Below are 21,237 nucleotides of genomic sequence, written 5' to 3'. Positions count from 1 at the left end.
GCTCGCGATGGACACGCCGGGTGCTAGAGGTCCTTCGTCGGCCACCAGGTGTCGGCCGACGTCGAGCCCGGCGGCCGGAACAGCCGGTCGCCGATGATCTCGCCCAGCCGGCGATAGGCTTCCCACTGGTCCTCGTCGAAGAACTGGTCGCCGGTGCTTTGCTGCGGGAAGGTCGGCGGCGTGCCGCTGCGGTGGTAGTAGGCGAGCAGCTCCGGGGGCTCGGTGAAGGTGAGCCGCGGCTTGATGACCAGGAGCCAGGCCGGTTTCTCTTCCAGCTCCCCGTCGGCGGGATAGGTGATCCGCGCCAGCGCCGCGAAGGGCTTGAGCTCGTCGCCTTCCAGCGGCTTCCTGGCGAGATCGCGATACGCGCCGAAGCAGCCGCGCAGGTCGCGGTCGTCGATCAGCAGGTCGAGCTCGTCCTTGCCGAGGAAGCCGATGCGCACGCCGAGGTCGTTCTGCGCCCGGTTGACCAGCCGCACCACGTCGTCGAACACGTAGTCCGGGTCCGCGCCATTGTCGCTCATGATGATGTAGTCGAGCCGGCGCTGGAGCAGGACATAGACGCCGGTATTGTCGAAATGGCCGCCGTCGGTCAGGTACCAGCGCGGGCCGCGCGTGCCGGTGAAGGCGCCGCGAAGCTCGGCGAGCAGGTATTTCTGCACGAAATCCCAGGCTTCGGGCATCCGGCTGCGGGAGCCCTGGTGCTTCCACCAATAGCCGAGCCGGACATTGGCCATGGTGGCGAGCAGCGATGCGCCGAGCGAGGTGCCGCTGCCGATGGCGCTGGAGACCGCCGCGCCGGAGATCGCCACCCAGTTGGCGAGCGGCAGCTCCTCGCCGATGTTGAGCTTGAAGTCGGTCCACCCCTTGGACAGGAGGCACGCGCTGGTGCCCGGCATCCTGCCGGCGAAGACGACGCCGCCCGGGGAGATGTGCATCGGCTTGCCCTTGCGGTCGCGGGCGATGATGTTCGATTCCGCCGCCTGGGTCTCGGCGATGGTGACGTTGATCAGGTGCTGCGTGGCGAGGTTCCCTGGATCGTAATAGGTGCGCAGCGGGATGTGGTCGCCTTCGAGATTGCGGTCGCTGCCGAAGAGCTTGCGGCGGCGGGGGTTGGAGGCGCCGATATAGGCGCGCCGCAGCCGGGCGGCGTAGAAGGTCGACAGAGACGAGAGGTTGATGAACGAGTAGGCGTAGCCGAGCACGAGGTTGATGAGCACCAGTGCCAGCGTCGGCAATATCCAGTTGAGATGCGGCGAGGTGCCGGGGATGACAGGGGCGGGGAGCCCCAGCGCGGTGTCGAGCGCGGCCTGCGCCGCGGCGCTCCACAGCGCCAGCCATGAGCCGAGCACCAGCAGGCCGGCCAGCGTCAGGCCCAGCGGCGAGCGCAGCGAGAACTTGGCGATGAAGCTGTTCGGATCGCCGCTGCGCAGCGCGAAATTGCTGGCGACGGTCATGATGACCGGCACCACCGCGCTGAGCACCGGCCAGTAGGTCGTCACCAGCGTCTTCAGCGTCGACCAGAAGCCGTCGATGTTCGACAGGCCGTCGATCATGAAGGGGACGGTCTGCTTGATCTTGAACCCGATCGCGTCGACGAGGATGAGGCCGGCCATGGCGAGCAGGATCATCAGCGCCCGGGACATCCAGCGGCTGAGGAAGGTGCGGACATGGTCCTCGGCGGCGATCAGCAGGTCGGGGTTGTTCCGCTCGTTGGGCGCCTCTCCGACCTTCCACTCGCCAAGCGCGTAGAAGGCAATGGCGAGGACGAGCATGACCGCGCCGAAGCTCAGCAGGGCGATGCCGTATTTCAGGCCGCTATAGGCGAACAGCAGGGTGAGCGCGACCAGCAGCCAGAAGAACAGGTTGGTCGTGGCCCGCTTTACCCGGCTGGTGTCGATCCATTCCCTCCGCGTCAGCCAATAGGCGGTGCCGAAGGCGAGGAAGACGAGCAGGCCGAGGAGCAGTGCGGCCACCAGAAGCCCGTTGAACGCGCTGGCACTGCCTTCCGGGACGCCGGGAGCGTTCGCCCGGGCGAGCGTTTCCGGCATGAACAGGGAAAGCAGCGCCTCGACCTGCGGCGCCCGGTTGACGAGGTGGACGAACCAGAACAGCGCGAAACCCAGCGCGCCGATGACGACCTGCACCGCCGCCCAGTTCCGCAGCACGACGGACGCGCCGAAGAAGGCGTCGCTGGTGCCGCGCGGGGTGAGGTAGCGCCCGGCTTCGCGCAACTGCTTGACCGCCTCGACGCCGGCCTCTGTCTGGAGAGGGTGGTCGTTGAAGCCGGTGCGGTCGGCGGGAGGCCCGTCGTCGCCGCGCCTTGACGGCCGCACATAGAGCGCGCCGAGGAAGCTGCCGATATAGCTGCCGCCCGAGACGGTGGAGAGATAGTCGATCCGCCGCAGCCAGCCATGCCCGCTCAGCGCCTGCAGCACGCCGAGGCTGAAAGTGGCGCTGCGTATGCCTCCGCCCGACAAAGCCAGCCCGGTGCGCGGCAGCCCCGCGCCTATGTCGAGGGCGCGGCGGCGCTCCTCGATCCGCTCGGCTTCGAAGTCGAGGCACTGCTGAAAGCTGTCGTCAGAATCGCCGGTCGATATCGCGGCGCCGTCGCCTGCCTCGCCCATGCATCGCCCCTTGCCCAAGGATGCATCGGCACATCATGCGTAATCATGGTTGCGCGCGCAATGGACTGCCGTCCCACCCGGCCGCGCGGGGCTACCTGCAACCGCCGTCGATATGCTCTAAGAGAGCCCCGGAGGCCTCCGCATGATCGATATCGCCACCCGCGTCTACAATCACACCTGGAAGATCGACCCGATCGTGCGGTCCGTGCTCGACACGGATTTCTACAAGTTGCTGATGGCGCAGACGATCTACCGCCGCCATTTCCACACCCGCGTCACCTTCGGCATCATCAACCGCACGAAGTCCGTGCGCATCGCCGATTTCGTCGACGAGGGGGAACTGCGCGAGCAGCTCGACCATGTGCGCTCGCTGTCGCTGACGCGCGGGGAATCGACCTGGCTGCGCGGCAACATGTTCTACGGCAAGCGGCAGATGTTCTCGCCGGACTTCATCGCCTGGTTCGAGAATTTCCGCTTCCCCGCCTATCACCTGGAGAAGCGCGAGGGGCAATACGAGCTGACCTTCGAGGGGCCGTGGATCGAGACCACCATGTGGGAGATCCCCGCGCTGGCCATCATCAACGAGCTGCGCTCGCGCGCCGTGCTGCGCGGGCTGGGCCGCTTCGAACTGCAGGTGCTCTATGCCCGCGCCATGACGCGGGTGTGGGAGAAGGTCGAGCGGCTGAAGCGGCTGGGCGACGCCAGCGTGGCCGATTTCGGCACCCGCCGCCGGCACGGCTTCCTGTGGCAGGACTGGTGCGTGCAGGCGATGATGGAGGGGCTGGGCGAGCGCTTCCTCGGCACCTCCAACTGCCTCATCGCGCTGCGCCGCGAGGTGGAGGCGACCGGCACCAACGCCCATGAACTCCCGATGGTCTATGCGGCGCTCGCCAATACCGACGAGGAACTGGCGCAGGCGCCCTACCAGGTGCTCGCCGACTGGCAGAAGGACTATGAGGGCAATCTCCTCGTCATCCTGCCCGACACCTTCGGCACCACCCATTTCCTGGCGCAGGCGCCGGACTGGGTCGCCGGCTGGACCGGCATCCGCATCGACAGCAAGGAGCCGATCGAAGGCGGCGAGGAGGCGATCGCCTGGTGGAAGGCGCGCGGGCAGGACCCGACGCAGAAGCTCGCCATCTTCTCCGATGCGCTCGACATCGACGACATCGAGCGCATCTACCGCCACTTCCGCGGCCGCATGCGCATGGGCTTCGGCTGGGGCACGCTGCTGACGAACGACTTCCGCGGATTCGCCCCGGACGGGCGTCTCGATCCCATCTCCATCGTCTGCAAGGTGATCTCGGCCGACGGGCGGCCGACGGTGAAGCTCTCCGACAACCAGACCAAGGCGATGGGGCCGCCGGAGGAAATCGCCCGCTACGAGAAGATCTTCGAAGCGAGCGGACAGCGGGCGAGGGCGGTCCTGGTGTGAGCCGGCGCCCGCCTTTCAAGTACCTGCGGGTACTATGGTAATAATTTATTCTTGGTTGACGGATGGCTAAGAGCCGGCCAAGAGTCGCCGCAATCCTTGTTCATAAGGAAATTTCCGGTCTGTGACTTTCTTGCATCAAGCGTCAAAGTGCCGGTAGTGTGTGCCCCGTCGCATTCGCAGACGGGTTACGGAACTCGGTCGGACGTCCTCCGGACGCCGGCCTGAACGGACTGGAAGCAACGCATGCGAAGTGGTCAGCACCGCGCCCACGGCCATGCCGCCAGTGTCTCAGGACGCTGCCGGCGAATGTTCCGAGCCGATGCCGATACCTTCCCGGCCGCTGTCGCGCCGGTCCGTTGCTCCACTCCCGCAGCATAGAGCACGCCGCGCCATGTCGACTTCATCGCAAGAGCCGCGCGGATCCGGGCTCTCCTCTTCGCTCGTGAGCGATTTCCGGGCGATCATGACTTCTCTCGAGCAGCAGAAGGCCGCGCGCCAGCAGGACGAGCCTGTCGGCGCTGCCGCTGTACCGGCCGCCGCTGCGTCCGCGCCGTCGCTTGCCGCGCGTGCGGCCGCGACTCCGCTCGCCGAGCGGGTGGCCCCGAGCCGTCCCGCTCCCGCCCGCTCCGCTGCCGAGGCGCCGCGCTCCTACAACGATGTCCGTGAGCGTCTCACGGCGCTGGGCGACGTCAGCGACATGCTCGCCCGGCGGGCTCCGGCTGCCGGTGAACCCGCAGCGCGCGCGCCGAAGCCCGAGGCCGCTGGGGCGGGCGCCGGCGCCTCGGAGCCGCGCCGCCGTGGCTTCGGTGCCTCGCCCCGCCAGCCGGGCGAGGCGGAGCAGCGCCGCAAGCGCGGCGCGCCCAAGGACGTCATCACCTGGCAGCGCCTCGGCGCGCTGGCCGTGTTCGTGGCCTTGGTGGGTGGCGGCGGCGTCGCGCTGCAATCGCTCGCTGCGCGCGAGGAGGCGAAGGTCGCCCCCGAGGTGATCGGCAACGCCGCCGTGGCCAGCGTCGCGCCTTCCGCGCCGGAGCAGGCCGCGCCGGCCCCCGTCGCTCTCGCCGCCGTTCCGGCTGCGTCGCCGGCGCCCGAACCCGAGGCCGCCGCGCCCGAATCCCCCACGCGGGCCAGCATCGCCGAGAGCCTGCCGCCGGTGCTGCGCGATACCACGCCGCCCTTCGACGTCGCGGCCACGCCTCCGGGCGTCACCGCCTTCGCCTCTCCGGCCGACGCTGCCGCGACGGAGGTCGAGCCGGCCGTCGCCGAGGCGGTCGCCGCCGCCAACGCGGTCGAACTGCCGAAGGACGTCCCGCTGCCGCCGCGCGCTCCCGCGCGCCGCGCTGCCGCCGCTGCTCCCGCTGCCGAGGCGCCCGAAGCCGCCGTGGAGGACGTGTCGGACGAAGCTGATTCGCCGGCCGGCTTCGGCGGCGATCCGGTCGGCTCCGCCACAATCCGCCGGACCGTGACCATGCGCGCGGCGCCGAAGAAGGGGGCGACCCCGATCGGCAATCTTTCGGCCGGCGAGAAGGTCCAACTCGTCGCCTGCCGCGGCTGGTGCGAGGTCATCGCCGAAGGCAAACGTGGCTTCATCTACAAGAGCTTCGTCGATGCCGGCACCTCGGCCCGCGCCGATACGGCAGGCGACGGCGACACCACCGCGCAGTAGCCCCGCCGGTAACACGTTGAAGCAATTATTGAAGCCCATGCCCGGGCTTTGCGAATCCGGCCGTCTCGCCACGCCTCTGGGCGCGTGATAGACCGCGGGACACGGAATGATTGAAGGATAGTCGAATGGTTCAGGGCCCGAGCGGGGCGGATACGCCCGTTCGCGTCGGCGTCGTCGGCGTCGGCATCATGGGTTACAACCATGCGCGCGTGCTCACCGATCTGCCGGGCGCCGAGCTCGTCGGCATCGCCGATCCCGACGCGACGCAGCGCGGCAAGGTGGCGGCCATGCTCGGCTGCCACGCCGTCGCGGGCATGGACGAGCTGATCGACGCCGGCGCCGATGCGCTGGTCATCGCCGCCCCCACCCATCTGCACCACGATGTGTCGCTCAAGGCCATCGCCGCCGGCCGTCATGTGCTGGTGGAGAAGCCGATCGCGCCCAGCGTCGCCGAGGCGGAGGCCATCGTCGCCGCCGCGCAGGCGAAGGGCGTCGCGCTGATGGTCGGCCATGTCGAGCGCTTCAACCCGGCGGTCGAGGCGGTCAAGGCGGCGATCCGTGACGAGGAGATCCTCTCCATCGGCATCACCCGCGTGGGTCCGTTCCCGCCGCGCATGTCGAATGTCGGCGTGGTGATCGACCTCGCCGTGCACGACATCGACCTGATCTGCTACTTCACCGGCTCGCACATCGCCGAGGTGCAGCCGCAGGTGAAGGCGGCGGTGGCCGAGCGCGAGGACATCGCACTCTTGCAGTTCCGTACCGCCAACGGCGTTCTGGCGCACATCAACACCAACTGGCTCACCCCCTTCAAGGCGCGCACCGTGCACGTGGCGACGCGCAAGAAATACGTCATCGGCGACCTGCTGACCCGGCAGGTGACGGAGTATTTCGACTACAAGCCGGACGGCAGCTACTCGATGCGCCATCTCCCGGTCGCCTATGGCGAGCCGCTGCGCCTCGAACTGACGCGCTTCCTGGAAGCAGTGCGCGGCGAGGTGCCGGCCGTCACCGGCGAGGACGGCGTCGCCGCCATCGCCACCGCCATGCGCTGCCTCGCCAGCCTTGAAACGCCCCCCGCCGACCAGGTGCCGTTCCGCGCCCGGGCTGCCGGCTGAGAGGACAATCGATGAATTCGCATGTGAAAACCGACGCCGCGCCGATTCCCTTCATCGACGTGGCGGCGCAGCGGGCGCGGCTCGGCACGCGCATCGACGACGCGGTGGCGCGGGTGCTGAATCATTGCCGCTTCGTCAACGGCCCCGAGGTGACCGAGCTTGAACAGAAGCTCGCCGCCTTTGCCGGCGCCAAGCATGCGATCTCCTGCTCCAGCGGCACCGACGCGCTTGCCATGATCCTCATGGCCTGGGGCGTGAAGCCGGGCGACGCGGTGTTCTGCCCGTCCTTCACCTTCTGCGCCACCGCCGAGGTGGTGCCGTGGGTGGGCGCGACGGCGGTGTTCGTCGACGTGCTGGAAGACACGTTCAACATGGACCCGCGCAGCCTCGAGGCGGCGATCAAGGTGGCGAAGGACAAGGGGCTGACCCCGAAGGTCGTCGTCCCGGTCGATCTGTTCGGCCAGCCGGCCGACATGGATGCCATCCAGGCCATCGCCGACGCCAATGGGCTGAAGGTGCTGTGCGACACCGCGCAGGGCTTCGGCGCCACCTGGAACGGCAAGCGCACCGGTTCCTTCGGCGATGCCACCGCCACCAGCTTCTTCCCGGCCAAGCCGCTCGGCTGCTTCGGCGACGGCGGCGCGGTGTTCACCGATGACGACGACCTCGTGCCGGTGCTCAAGAGCGTGCGCGAGCATGGCCAGGGCGTCGACAAGTACGAGAACGTGCGCATCGGCATGACCGGGCGCCTCGACACCATCCAGGCCGCTATCCTCCTGGAAAAGCTGAGCATCTTCGAGGACGAGATCGCCGCCCGCCAGCGCGTGGCCGAGCGCTACAATGCGGCGCTGGCCGATGTGTGCACCGTGCCGGCGGTCGATCCCCGCGCGACCTCGATCTGGGCGCAGTACACGATCCGCCTGCCGCACGGCGTGCGCGACGGCCTCGGCGCGGCGCTGCAGAAGGAAGGCGTGCCGACGGCAGTATATTACCGCATCCCGATGCACCGCCAGCCGGCCTATGCGCATTTCCCCGCCGCCGGCAACGGCCTGCCGGTGTGCGAGAAGCTCGCCGGCGAGGTGATCAGCCTGCCCATGCACGCCTATCTCGACGAGGCGGCGCAGGACCGCGTGATCGCCGCCGTGCGCCGGGCGCTGGGAGCCTGAGAGGCCTTTATCGGTAAGTTCGTCATCCCGGACGGCCGAAGGCCGATCCGGGATCGCGTGCCATTCGCGGATGACGATCCCGGCTCTCCGCTGCGCTCCGGCCGGGATGACGATGATGCGGACCCGCTGGCGGGGGAGGCCGGGCTCGGATAGCTTCCGGCCCCGCGCAACGCGGCCGGATTTTTTATGATTCGCTCCATCTTCACCGTCGGCGGCTGGACGCTGCTCTCGCGCCTGACTGGCTTCGCGCGCGACATCGTCATGGCGGCGGTGCTCGGTGCCGGGCCGATGGCGGACGCGTTCTACATCGCCTTCCGCCTGCCGAACCATTTCCGCTCCATCTTCGCCGAGGGCGCGTTCAACACCGCCTTCATCCCCGCCTATGCGCGGGTGAAGACGCTGGAGGGCGACAGGCGGGCAGGGCGCTTCGCCGACGGCATCCTCACCGCCGTGGTGGTGGTGCAACTCGCCATCCTCGCCATCGCGCTGCTCGCCACCAACTGGGTGGTGCGGGTGCTGGCGCCGGGTCTCGCCGACGACCCTGAGCGCTTCGCGCTCACCGTCGACTTCACCCGCATCACCTTCCCCTATCTCGGCCTCATCGCCGTGGTGACGCTGGTCGGCGGCGTGCTCAACGCCAATGAGCGGTTCTGGGCCGCCGCCGCCGCCTCGATCCTGCTGAACCTGGCGATGGTCGGCACGCTCAGCTTCGCCGGATGGTTCCCGACCGCCGGCCATGCCGCCGCCTGGGGCGTGCTGATCTCCGGCTTCCTGCAGGTGGGGCTGCTGGTCTTCGATTCCGAGCGGCATGGGCTGGGCCTGCGTTTCGGCCGTCCGCGGCTCGATCCCGATACAAGGCGCTTCCTGATCGCGCTCGGCCCGGCGATCATCGGCTCGGCCGGCGTGCAGCTCGCCATCTTCGCCGACACCATCATCGCCTCGTTCCTCCCGCAAGGCGCCGTCGCGGCGCTGTTCTATGCCGACCGCATCAACCAGCTGCCCATCGGCGTCGTCGGCATCGCCGCCGGCATCGTGCTGCTGCCGGAGATGTCGCGGCGCATCGCGGCGGAGGACCTCGACGGCGCGCGCTACGCGCAGTCGCGGGCGATCGAGCTGACGCTGCTGCTGGTGCTGCCCTTCCTCGCCGCGGCGCTGACCATCCCCGAGATCATCATGCGCGGGCTGTTCCTGCGCGGCGCCTTCACCGGCGAGGCGGCGGCCGCCGCCGGCGCGACGCTTGCCGCCTACGGCATCGGGCTCGCGCCCTTCGTGGTGACGCGCGCCTTCATGTCGCCCTTCTATGCCCGCGGCGACACGCGCACGCCGGTGCTGGCGACGCTCGGCGCGGCGGTGGTCAACATCGCGCTCAAGATCGCGCTGATGGACCAGTTCGCGCAGGTGGGCCTCGCCTTCGCCACCTCGGTCGGCGGCTGGATCACCGTGATCGTGCTGGCGGTGCTGGCGAAGCGGCGCGGCTATGAATGCGGCGACGCCCAGCTCCTGCGCAGCCTGCCGCGCCTCGCGCTCATCGCCGCCGCCGTCGCCGCCGCGCTTTTCGCCACCGCGATGTTCGCCGGACCAGCGCTCGCCGGCCTCGTGCATGGCCGCGACGAGGCGCTGCTCGCCCTGTGCATCGCGGCGGGCGGAGCGGTCTATGCGGTGCTCGTACTGGCGCTGCTGGGACCGCGATACCTGCGCGCCCTGCTGCGTGGCCGGCCACATTCAGCAACATTCTGAGACCTTTTGGTGCTTACGCGGCGCAGCAAAATTGTGCTAGGGCCTGTCGCACCATGCGTTCCCGAGGCGGGCCGGGTCGTGTCGCATGACATCGGGCGATAGCCCGAGGCCGCTGAAATGCCTATCTCGGAGATGGCTGCATGACCACCGCGTTCCCGCGCTTTCCCGTCGTTGCCTGTGCACTCGCTGCCTTGACCCTCGCCGGCTGCTCCGAGCAGAACCAGGCGCAGCAGGCCCCGCCGGCGGCGCCGGTCACCGTCGCGAAGCCGACCACGAGCGAGATCACCGACTATGACGAGTATGTCGGCCGCTTCCAGGCGATCGACCTCGTCAACGTCTATGCGCGGGTTTCCGGCTATCTCGACAAGATCGGCTTCACCGATGGCCAGACGGTGAAGCAGGGCGACCTGCTGTTCACCATCGACAAGCGGCCGTTCCAGAACGCGCTCGACCAGGCCAACGCCAATCTCCAGCGTTCGCAGGCCGCACTCGATTTCGCCCAGTCCGACCTGCAGCGCGCCCAGACGCTGCTGGAGGACAAGAACTCGACCGCCATTTCCCGGCAGACCTTCGACCAGCGCCTGCAGACCGAGCGCACGGCGCGGGCCGACGTGGCGGCGGCGCAGGCGGCGGTGCACTCGGCGCAGCTCGACCTCGAATTCACCGACCTGCGTTCGCCTGTGACGGGGCGCATCGGCGACCGCAAGGTCTCGCTCGGTAACCTCGTGACCGGCGGCGCCGGCGGCGCGAACACCAATACGCTGCTCGCCACCATCGTCTCGATGGACCCGATCTATTTCGAGTTCACATATGACGAGGCCTCCTATCTGCGTTACCAGCGCCTGGCGAAGGCGATGGGCGGCAGCGGCGAGACGATCGAGGTCCAGCTGGAGCTGATCGACGAGAAGGGCTTCCCCCACAAGGGCAAGCTCGACTTCGTCGACAACCGCATCAGCGAGGAGACCGGCACCATTCGCGGCCGCGCCTCCTTTGCCAATCCCGAAGGCGTGTTCACGCCGGGCATGTTCGGCCGCATCCGGGTGCCGGCGTCGCATCCGCACGACGCACTGCTGGTGCCGGACGTGGCCATCGGCACCGAGCAGACGCGCAAATTCGTCTATGTGATGCAGCCGGGCGACCAGCCGCAGGTGCCGCAGATGAAATACGTCACCCTCGGCCGCGTGCATGACGGCATGCGGGTCGTCGAGGGCATCGGCAAGGACGACCTCGTCGTGGTCAACGGGCTGATCCGCATCCGTCCGGGCGCGCAGGTGGTCGGCAAGCTGGAGCAGCCCGCGGCGCCTGCCGCCGGCGCCGCCCCGGCCGCCGGAGCCGCGCCTGCCAATGGCGGTGGCGCGGCCAAGCCGGCTGCCAACCCGCCCGCGAACTGAGCGGGAGGCCGGCACAATGAAATTCTCCCACTTCTTCATCGACCGCCCGATCTTCGCCTCGGTGATCTCCATCGTGGTGATGATCCTCGGCGGCGTCGCCTTCGTGTCGCTGCCGGTCGCGCAGTATCCCGACATCGCGCCGCCGGTGGTGAACGTCACCGGCCAGTACCCGGGAGCGAGCGCCGAGACGGTGGCCGACACCGTCGTCTCGCCCATCGAACAGCAGATCAACGGCGTCGAGGGGATGATCTACATCTCCTCGAACTCGACGGCGGACGGGCGCTTCTCCATCGCCGTCACCTTCGACATCGGCACCGACCTCGACATCGCCCAGGTGCAGGTGCAGAACCGCGTCTCCACCGCGACCCCGCGCCTGCCGCAGGAAGTGCAGCAGATCGGCGTCACGGTGACCAAGTCGTCGCCCGACATCCTGATGGTGGTGAGCCTGTTCTCGCCCGACGATTCGCGCGACTCGCTGTTCATCTCCAACTACGCCAACCTGCAGATCAAGGATCAGCTCCAGCGCGTGCAGGGCGTGGGCTCGATCACCGTGTTCGGCTCGCGCGACTACGCCATGCAGGTCTGGCTCGACCCGACCAAGATGCAGGCGCTGAACCTCACGGCCACCGACGTCACGGCCGCGCTCAGGGCGCAGAACCTGCAGGTCGCCTCGGGCGTGCTGAACGCGCCGCCGGTGCCTGAGCAGCTTGCTTTCCAGGTGGCGGTGCGCACGCTCGGGCGCCTGTCGACGCCGGAGGAGTTCGGCAACATCGTGGTGCGCCAGAGCGGCAACGCGGTGGTGCGGCTGCGCGACATCGCCCGCATCGACATCGAGGGGCAGGACAACTCCTCGATCTCCTATTTCGACTCCAAGCCCTCGGTGGCGCTCGGCATCTTCCAGCTGCCGGGTTCCAACGCGCTGTCGACCGGCCAGGCGATCGAGCAGGAGATCGCCCGCATCTCCAAGGACTTCCCGCAGGGCCTCGCCTATTCGACCGCGTACAACCCGACCCAGTTCATCGCCGAATCCGTGCGGGCGGTGGAGGACACCATCCTCGAAGCCATCGTGCTGGTGGTCATCGTGGTGGTGCTGTTCCTGCAGACCTGGCGGGCGGCAATCATCCCGATCATCGCCATCCCGGTCTCGCTGATCGGCACCTTCTTCATCATGAGCCTGTTCGGCTTCTCGCTGAACAACCTGTCGCTGTTCGGCCTGGTGCTGGCCATCGGCATCGTGGTCGACGACGCGATCGTCGTGGTGGAGAGCGTGGAGCACAACATCTCCACCGGCCTGTCGCCGCGCGATGCCGCCTACAAGACCATGGACGAGGTGGGCGGGGCGCTGGTGGCGATCTCGCTGGTGCTGGCCTCGGTGTTCATCCCCTCGGCCTTCATCCCCGGCATCTCCGGCGAGTTCTACCGGCAGTTCGCGCTCACCATCGCCGGCTCGACGCTGATCTCGCTGCTGGTCTCGCTGACATTGTCGCCGGCCATGTGCGCGCTGCTGCTCAAGCCGCACCCGCCCGAGGGCCACCGTCCGCCCTGGTACGCGCGGCCCTTCACCGGCTTCTTTTACTATTTCAACAAGGGCTTCAACGGCGTCTCGCGGGGCTATGGCTGGCTCACCGGCAAGCTGGTGCGCTTCGCCGTGATCGTGCTCGTCGTCTATGTCGCCATCCTCGCCGGCGGCCTGGAGATCTTCCGCTCGACCCCGCAGGGCTTCATCCCGGCGCAGGACCGCGGCTATCTCATCGTCGCCTCGCAGCTGCCGGGCGGCGCCTCGCTCTCGCGCACCAACGAGGTGATGACGAAGGCGGCGAAGGAAGTGCTGGCGACCCCGGGCGTCGCCCATGTGGTGAACATCGTCGGCTTCTCCGGCGCCACCTTCACCAATGCGCCCAATGCCGGCGCCATGTTCGTCATCCTCGGCCCGGCGGCCGAGCGCGCGAAGCAGCCCGGCCAGTCGGCGCCCGCCATCCAGGGTGCGCTGTTCGGCAAGCTCGCTTCCATCCAGGAGGCGCAGATGATCGTCGTCATGCCGCCGCCCGTGCAGGGCATCGGCAATGCCGGCGGCTATCGCATGATGATCGAGGATCGCGGCGGACGCGGCTATGCCGCGCTGCAGGGCGCCGTCTACGCCATGATGGGGCGCGCCAACCAGACGCCGGGGCTGAGGCAGGTCTACTCGCTGTTCGAGACCTCGACGCCGCAGCTCTTCCTCGACATCGACCGCACCAAGGCGCAGCTGCTCGGCGTCAACATCGCCGACGTGTTCGCCACCCTGCAGACCTATATCGGCTCGACCTACGTCAACGACTTCAACCTGTTCGGACGCACCTACCGGGTGCAGGCACAGGCGGACGCGCCCTTCCGCCTCACGCAGGAGGACCTGCTGCGGCTGAGGGTGAACAACCGCGACGGCCAGACCGTGCCGCTCGGTTCCTTCACCACCGTGCGCGACATCTCGGGCCCCTACCGCGTGCCGCGCTACAACCTCTACCCGGCGGCCGAGCTCGACGGCGACGTGCAGCCCGGCACCTCGCAGGGCCAGGCGATCCAGAAGATGCAGCAGATCGCCGCCGAGACCCTGCCGGACGGCTTCGCCTATGAATGGACGGCGCTGGCCTTCCAGCAGGTGAGGGCGGGCAACACCGCGATCTTCGCCTTTGCGCTCGGCGTGGTGTTCGTCTTCCTGGTGCTGGCGGCGCAGTATGAGAGCCTGACGCTGCCGCTGGCGGTCATCCTCATCGTGCCGATGTGCCTGATCGCGGCCTCGGTCGGCATCCTCTTGCGAGGACAGGACAACAACATCCTGAGCCAGGTCGGCTTCATCGTGCTCATCGGCCTCGCGGCGAAGAACGCGATCCTGATCGTCGAGTTCGCCAAGCAACTCGAGGATCGGGGCGAGGACCGCTTCAGCGCGGCGACGCATGCCGCTCAGCTGCGCCTGCGGCCGATCATCATGACCTCCTTCGCCTTCATCTTCGGCGTGGTGCCGCTGGTGATCGCGACCGGCGCCGGCGCCGAGCTGCGCCAGGCGCTCGGTACGGCGGTGTTCTCCGGCATGATCGGCGTGACGGTGTTCGGCCTCCTGTTCACGCCGACCTTCTATGTGATCGCCCGCTGGATCGCCTCCTTCGGCGAGCGCCGGCGGGCGCGAAAGGAAGAGCAGGCGGCCGCGCCGCACTGAGGGGCGGGGCTGGACCGTTCTGAAGAGATGAGCCCCGCCGGGTGCGCCCGGCGGGGTTTTTGTTTGGGGAGGCGGGCGAAAACCGGGAGGCCGTCCCTACGCCTGTCGTCATCCCGGAACGGCCGTTAGGCCGTATCCGGGATCGTGACCCGATTGGAGAGCGATCCCGGCTCTCCGCCCTGGAGGCTCGTCATGGCCGGGCTTGGCCCGGCCATCCACGCCTTCAGCACCGCTTGGAGAGCCCGGCAAGTCGTGGATCCCCGGGCCAAGCCCGGGGATGACAGTCCAATGGCGGCTCCCCCCACCCCGAAAAGCAATTACGAGTCAGACCCTCAGGATGAGGTTCCGTCGGGCGGGAGCCGGCCTACGACGTTCGCTAGCTGTCGCAGATCACCCCCTCATCCCCGGGCTTGACCCGGGGACCCAGTCTTCCCCGCGGTGCACGGCGTGACCTGGGTGGCCAGATCAAGCCCGACCATGAGGGGAGGACGGGCGTATCAGGCGGGAAAATAGGCGGGCCTGCGGAAGCGCATCCCCCAAAAGCAAAAGCCCCCGCCGAGGCGGGGGCTTTCATGTCTTCCGGAGAACCCCGGCCGCTCAGTCGAAGCGGCCGGCGGCGTGGGCGAGCAGGGTGTAGACCTTACCGGTGTCGGAGGTCAGGTAGGTCTTGGTCATCGCCTGGCCACGGTCGTCGCGCGAGACCTGCTCCAGGAGACGCTCGAACTCGCCGATATAGCGGTCGACCGTGTCGCGGAACTCGAGATCGCGCCGGTACTTGCGGCGGATCTCCTCGAAGGTCTGCTGCCCCTGCATGGTGTAGAGGCGCCGGGTGAACACGTTGCGCTCGCCCTTCTTGTAGCGCTCCCACAGGTCGACGGCCGCCTCGTGATCGATCATGCGGGCGATGTCGACCGACAGCGAGTCGAGCGACTCGATGGTGTGGTGGACCGGCCGTTCCGGCTGGCTGGCGCCGCGGGCCTCGTAGTTGCCGCCGCGCGAGCCGCCACGTTCGCCACGCTCACCGCCGCGTTCGCCGTTCCTTGGGGAGGAGGGGCCGTTGGACGGGTTGTCGCCGTCGGAGGCACGCGCCAGAAGCTCGGACAGCCAGCCGCCCTTGTCGCTGCCGCCGCTCGCCGCGCCGGAGCCGGCACCGCCGCGTTCCGGCGTCGCCGCGGGACGACGGGAGGCGGGCGCATTGCCGCCGGTGTTGCCGTTGCCATTGCCGTTGCCGCCATTGCCGCGTCCGCCCGCCGGCCGCGCCGGCTCGAAATGGGCGGGAGCCGGGCGGCTGGGCTCGACGCGCGACGCTGCCGGCTGGCTGCGCGGGGCGGGAGCCGGCGGGGCGGGCGCGATCGGCGCCGCCATCACCGGAGCCGCGGCCATGGTGCGCACCCGCGTGCCGGTGTCGACGTCGAGCGTGCGGCCATGGCGCGAGACGATCTCGTTGAGCTCGGCCAGCGCCTTGATCTGCTCGGCGACGGTGCGGCGCATGGCCGAGGCGTTGGCCTCGGTCTCCTCCGGCAGCTCCATGATGCCGCGCTTGAGCTCTTCGCGCGTGGTCTCCAGGAGCCGCTGGATGTCGGCGACCGAGCTGCGCAGCGCCTGCGCGGCGCCGGAGAAGCCCTGATTGGCCTGCCGCATCAGGTTGTCGACCTCGCTCACCGCCTGCTCGTAGGTCTCGTGCAGCGAGGCGAGGGTGCGCTCGCGCTCGGCCTCGGTGGTGGAGCGGATCTTCTCCTGCTGGCGCACCACGGCCTCGGTCGAGGCGTTCGCCGTGTTGAGGATCGCCTTGGAGATCTCGGCGACGCGCTGTTCCGCCCGGCCGAACGTGCCCTCCAGCGTGCTGGTGTACTGGGCGAGGCGGCTGTCGAGGTCGGCCGTGCGGGTGCTGACCTGCTCGGCGAGGGCGATGAGCGCCTCGTGCCGACCGCCCAGCGTGTCGTCGAGGTTCTCATGCGCGGCGCCGAGGGCGTTGGCGACATTGGTGATGATGCTCGCCTGCTCGCCGAAGCCCTGGCTGAGCTTGGCCACGTCCTGCAGCACGTCGGTGGAGACGGCGCGCAGGTCGCGGATCTGCTCGTCCATGTGGCCGGAGGCAAGGCGGCTGGCTTCCTCCACATTGTTGACGGTGGTGCGGAAGACCTCAAGCCGCTCGGAGATGGTGTTCTCGATCGCCGAGAGATTGCCGACCGAGCTGGCGAGCACGTCCTGAAGCTGGACGTTGACCTCGCCGAGGCGCTCCAGCAGGCCGGCGACGTCGCCCTGCAGGGCCTCGTTGGTGGCGGAAATCTCGGCGGCGGCGGTGCGGCCGCTCTCCGCGATCGCGGCGATCAGGCCGCTGCCGCGGCCCTCAAGCGAGGCGGCGAACTCGTCGGCGAGGCGCGAGAACTCCGTGGAGACGACGCCGGTGGCCTGGCGGGCGGTCTCGACGAACTGGCCGCCGCGGCCGTCGAACTCGTCCATGAGACGGGTGAACTCGTTCGCGGCGAGGCCGGTGGCCTGGCGGGCGCTGTCGACGAACTGCTGGCCGCGCCCGTCGAACTCCTCGGCGAGGCGGGTGAGCTCGCCCGAGGCGAGCTCGGTGGCCTGACGGGCGCTGTCGATGAATTGCTGGCCGCGCCCGTCGAATTCCTCGACGAGACGGGAGAACTCGTTCGCGGCGAGGCCGGTGGCCTGACGGGCGCTGTCGACGAATTGCTGGCCGCGCCCGTCGAATTCCTCGACGAGACGGGAGAATTCGCCCGAGGCGAGCTCGGTGGCCTGACGGGCGCTGTCGACGAACTGCTGGCCGCGCCCGTCGAACTCGTCGACGAGGCGGGAGAACTCGCCGGCGGCGAGCTCGGTGGCCTGGCGCGCGCTCTCCACGAACTGCGCGCCGCGGCCGTCGAACTCGGTGAGCAGCGAATTGCCGGCGCGGGCGATTTCCTGCGTCACCTGGCCGCTGATCTGCTGGAGCGAGACCGAGACCTCGCCGCCGATCTGCTGCAGCGAGGAATGGACGTCGCCGGTGACCGCCTGCAGCGAGGAGGTCACGTCGCCGCCGATAGCCTGGATGGAGGAGGTGACCTCGCCGCCGACGTTCTGCAGCGAGGAGGTGACCTCGTTGCTGATGGTCTGCAGCGAGCTGACCACTTCCCCGCTCATCTGCATGAGCTGGTCGGCGCGGCCGGACGTCGCCGTCTCGAAGGCGGTGACGATGGCTTCCGAGCGGGATTCCAGCGTGTGCAGGAGGTCTTCGCTGGCGCGCATGATGTCGGTCACGGCGCCGTTGCGGGTGGTGTCGAGCGCCTGGACCAGGTTCTCGCGGTGGTCGTCGATGGCCGAGAGCAGATCGGTGCTGGCGCGGGCGATCTCGCTGGTGATGCCGATGCTGCGGTCTTCCAGCGCCGCGAGCAGCCCGTTGCCGCGCTCCTCGACGATGCGGGCGATCTCGTCCGTGCGGCTGTCGAACAGCGAGGTGACCTCGCCGGCGCGGTCGACCATCGTGCGGCTGACAGTGTCGACCAGCGTGGTCAGGGTGCTCTCGATCTCGGTCGCCTCGTTGCGAAGCTGGCCGGCCACCGCGCCGATGCGCTGGCCGAGCAGGTCGGCCATTGCGGCGCCACGCACCTCGACCGAGGTGGCGACGTTGTCGATGCGGCCGACGACGGTCTCCTCGAAGCGGCCGACGCGCTCGTCGAGCGTGGTGGCGATGTCCTGCGCGCGGGCGGAGAGGGTACGGTCCGCCTGCTCGATGTGCTGGGAGAGCTGCTCGGTGATGGCGCCGGCGCGGTCGTCGAAGAAGCCGCTGAGCATCTCCAGCGAGTGGCTCATGGCCTCGTTCGCCTGGCGCGCGCCCTCCGACAGGGTCTGCGCGAACTCGACGGTGCGCCCGCCGAGCGTCTCGTTCAGGCCCTCGACGCCGCGGTCGAGCACACCCTCGATGTTGGCGATGCGCAGGTCGAGCGAGGCGGCGACCTGCTCGGCCTTGGCGGTGACCTGCTCGTCGAAGCCGGACATGTTGGTGTCGATGGCGCGGGTGACCGCCTCGACCCGGTCGGCGATGCGGTGGACCATGTCCGCGCCGTGGGTCTGCAGCACGCTGTCGAACTCGCGCAGGCCGTCCATGATCTGGCGGCCGAGCGCGGCGCTGTCGGTGGCGATGCGGTCGGCGATCTCGCCGCCGCGCACGCTCACCATGTCCTCGATGCCGCGCAGCTGGTGCTCGAGCTCGCCGCGCACGCTCTCGCTGCGCGAGGCGAATTCGGTGGTGAGGAACTCCGCCGCCTCGCGGAACTGGCTGGTGACCTGCGTGCCGTTGGCGACGAGGGTCTGCGACGCCTCGGCGCCGACCAGGGCAAGCTGCTCGGTCAGCATGTGGCCGCGATAGTCGATGTCCTGCGAGACGCGGCTGGCGGCCTCGGCGAGGGCGTCGTGGATACCGGTGCCGGCCTGCGAGAGCTGGTGGACGACGCGCTGGCCGGTCTCGCCGAGCAGCCGCTCCAGCTCGGCGCCGCGCACGGCGACGGCGTCGTAGATGCGGTTGCCGGTGTCGGCGATGCGGTCGGCGAGGTCGTCGCCGCGCACGGTGATGGTGTCGGCGACGCGGTTGCCGGTCTCCTCCAGTTTGCGGACGACTTCGCCGCCGCGCACCGAAAGGTCGAGCACCAGCGAATCGCCGGTGCTGCGCAGCGTCTGGTTGACCTCGCTGGCGCGGATGGCGATCTCGTCGGCGAGGCGCGTGCCGGTGGTGACCAGCGCGTCGGTGATCTCGTCCGAACGGGCGGCCAGCGTTTCCGTCAGGTTGTGCGTGGTCGCGGCCAGCTTCTCGCTGATCTCCTCGGTGCGGTGGTTCACCACGCGCGACAGCTCGGCGGCGGTGCGCAGCAGGTGGTCGCCGATCTCGTCGGTGCGGCTGGCCAGCGTCTCGGAGAGGTTCTCGGTGACGCCGGTAAGCTGGCGGCTGATCGCGTCGGTGCGCGTCGACAGCGTGTCGCTCAGGCTGTCGGTGACGCCCGAGAGCCGGCAGCTGATCTCGTCGGTGCGGCTGACGAGGGTGTCGGTGAGGTTCTCGGTGACGCCGGAGAGCTGGCGGCTGATCTCGTCGGTGCGGGTGGCGAGCGTGTCGGCGAGGTTCTCGGTCGCGCCGGAGAGACGGCGGCTGATCTCGTCGGTGCGGGTGGCGAGCGTATCGGAGAGGTTCTCCGTGACGCCCGACAGGCGCTCGCTGATCTCGTCGGTACGCACTGCGAGCGTGTCGGTGAGGTTCGAGGCGACGCCCGACAGCCGCTGGCTGATGTCGTCGGTCTGGGCCGACAGGGTCGAGATGAGGTGCTCGCTGGAATCGGCGAGGTTGGTGTTGACCTCGGAGCCGGTGGCCTGCAGCCGGTCGATCAGGTCGCCGCCCTTCTCGCTCAGCGCCTCGATGATGGTGTCGCCGACGCGGCCGAGCGCGAGGGTTATGTGCTCGCCCTTGTCGGACAGCGTGCCGGCGACGCGGTCGGCGGCGAGCATGACGGTCTCGCTGATGCGATCGCTGACGCCGTTGACCTCCTGAGCGAAGGCATAGTGCGAGCTGGTGAGCGTCTCGCGGATGTGCTCGGTCTGCCCGAAGATGGCATCGCGCTCCGCCTGCAGCCGCTCGATCAGCTGGTTCATGCGCAGGTTGTTGTCTTCATAGGCCTGCGCCAGCGCGGCGACCTCGCCGCGCACGAAGGCTTCCGCCTCGCTGGCGCGGGTGACGGCGTCCTCGAGGCCGGCGAACTGCGCCAGCGTCTCCGGCGAGGCCGTGGCCAGCGAGAAGCTGGCGGGCGCGGCCATGGGGATCGCCGCCGGGGCGGGGGGCGCAACGGGGGCGGGAACCGGCGCCGGGGCGGGGGGCGGTTCGGCGAGGCGGATCGCCACCTGCGCCATGGAGTGCGCGACGATGCGCATCTCCTGCATGCGCCGGACCATGGCGGCCAGCACGAAATAGAAGACCGGCGGGACGATCAGCGCCGCCATGCTCGCCAGGAAGGCGGGCGAGGCGGTCAGGGCCTGGAGGCCGCCGGCGAAACCGTCGAACTGGGTATAGAGCAGCGCTCCACCGGCGCCGAGCCAGGCGAGGGAGGCGATGCCGGCGATCACATAGGGCGTGGCCGAGGGGCGGCGCTGCAGCGCCGAGAGCAGCTGGCCGATGCTCGGCCGGTCGTCATTGGCGGCGCGGCGGCCCTGCGGCGCGGCCGCGCGCTCGGTCTCGGAACGCTCCGTGTCCCGGCGTTCAATTTCCCGGCGTTCAATGTCGCGGCGCTCGTTCTCGGAACGCTCGGTCTCCGGACGGGCGGGGGCGATGTTGTCGAGGCGCGGGGCCTCGGCGCGCGGCAGCACCACGCCGGCCGCGGCGGCAGCCGCCAAGGCGGTCTCGATGGACGGCGCCTTGGATTCGGCCTCGTCCTCCGCCGGCGCCTCGAAGTCGCGCGAGGAGAACTCCTGCGCCGAGAAATCGAAGTTGGGTTCGCTGGCGGTTTCCGCCGGCTCGGCCGGCTCGTCGAGATCGGGGGCGGAGAAGTCGAGATTGTCGAGGTTGAGAGTGAAGCCCTCGTTGCGGAAGGTCTCGCGGTTGTCGTCGTCGTCCGTGCCGAAGAGATCGGTCTCGCTGAGATAGAGCGAAGCGTCGGCCTCGCTGTCCCCGGTCTCGCCGAACTCGGCGCCGGAACGGCTCTCGATGCGCGGGCCTTCCGGCTCGCGGGCGGGCGGCAGCTCGTCGTCGTCGTGCGTGCGTTCGCTCGGTGGATCGAACCCGTCGTCGCTGGTGAGGTCGAGACTCAGGGCCTCCTCGATGGCCGACAGTGCGGCCTCCGCAGGATCCTGGTGAACCTTCTTCGCATTCGTCGACATAGGCGTCCTGCCTCCGGTCCGTACGCTACTCCGACCGGCTTACGCCGTCGGGCCG

General features: G+C 69.2%; 9 protein-coding genes. 7 read left to right on the top strand and 2 right to left on the bottom strand.

Translation table 11 applies throughout. The features are described from left to right. Positions 1-23: 23 nt before the first annotated feature. Entirely contained in the window at positions 24-2,627 is a 2,604-nt protein-coding gene (locus SNOV_RS23935; RefSeq protein ID WP_013167069.1) for a patatin-like phospholipase family protein, read from the bottom strand. Positions 2,628-2,769: 142 nt separating this feature from the next. Here SNOV_RS23935 and pncB point away from each other — a divergent pair, with 142 nt between their 5' ends. The 7 genes from pncB (at position 2,770) to SNOV_RS11300 (ending at position 14,327) form a co-directional block, all read left to right on the top strand. Beyond that, positions 2,770-4,062 (top strand): nicotinate phosphoribosyltransferase, encoded by a 1,293-nt coding sequence (gene pncB / locus SNOV_RS11330; protein WP_013167068.1) that lies wholly within the window; start codon positions 2,770-2,772, stop codon positions 4,060-4,062. A gap of 463 nt (positions 4,063-4,525) precedes the next feature. Beyond that, positions 4,526-5,725, top strand: coding sequence for an SH3 domain-containing protein (locus SNOV_RS11325; protein WP_244412929.1), 1,200 nt, complete (start codon positions 4,526-4,528; stop codon positions 5,723-5,725). 125 nt (positions 5,726-5,850) lie between these two features. Continuing rightward, on the top strand, positions 5,851-6,843 hold the full coding sequence (locus tag SNOV_RS11320; RefSeq protein WP_013167066.1) for a Gfo/Idh/MocA family protein: 993 nt from the start codon (positions 5,851-5,853) through the stop codon (positions 6,841-6,843). Positions 6,844-6,854: 11 nt separating this feature from the next. Continuing rightward, positions 6,855-8,009 (top strand): DegT/DnrJ/EryC1/StrS family aminotransferase, encoded by a 1,155-nt coding sequence (locus tag SNOV_RS11315; protein WP_013167065.1) that lies wholly within the window; start codon positions 6,855-6,857, stop codon positions 8,007-8,009. Between the two features lie 186 nt (positions 8,010-8,195). After that, positions 8,196-9,746: a murein biosynthesis integral membrane protein MurJ gene (murJ, locus tag SNOV_RS11310; protein ID WP_013167064.1), complete on the top strand. Its 1,551-nt coding sequence runs from the start codon at positions 8,196-8,198 to the stop codon at positions 9,744-9,746. 140 nt (positions 9,747-9,886) lie between these two features. Further along, entirely contained in the window at positions 9,887-11,137 is a 1,251-nt protein-coding gene (locus tag SNOV_RS11305; RefSeq protein WP_013167063.1) for an efflux RND transporter periplasmic adaptor subunit, read from the top strand. Positions 11,138-11,153: 16 nt separating this feature from the next. Beyond that, the gene (locus SNOV_RS11300) at positions 11,154-14,327 is read left to right on the top strand and encodes an efflux RND transporter permease subunit (RefSeq protein WP_041782202.1); all 3,174 of its coding nucleotides are present in this window, start codon (positions 11,154-11,156) and stop codon (positions 14,325-14,327) included. A gap of 597 nt (positions 14,328-14,924) precedes the next feature. On the opposite strand, the gene SNOV_RS11295 is transcribed toward SNOV_RS11300, so the two are convergent. Then, the gene (locus SNOV_RS11295) at positions 14,925-21,182 is read right to left on the bottom strand and encodes an apolipoprotein A-IV repeat region-like domain-containing protein (protein ID WP_013167061.1); all 6,258 of its coding nucleotides are present in this window, start codon (positions 21,180-21,182) and stop codon (positions 14,925-14,927) included. Between the last annotated feature and the right edge of the window lie 55 nt (positions 21,183-21,237).

Source organism: Ancylobacter novellus DSM 506, assembly GCF_000092925.1.
GTDB classification, from domain to species: Bacteria; Pseudomonadota; Alphaproteobacteria; order Rhizobiales; family Xanthobacteraceae; genus Ancylobacter; species Ancylobacter novellus.
Note: the sequence above shows the minus strand (reverse complement) of the source record. Positions and strands in the feature narration are given on the sequence as shown.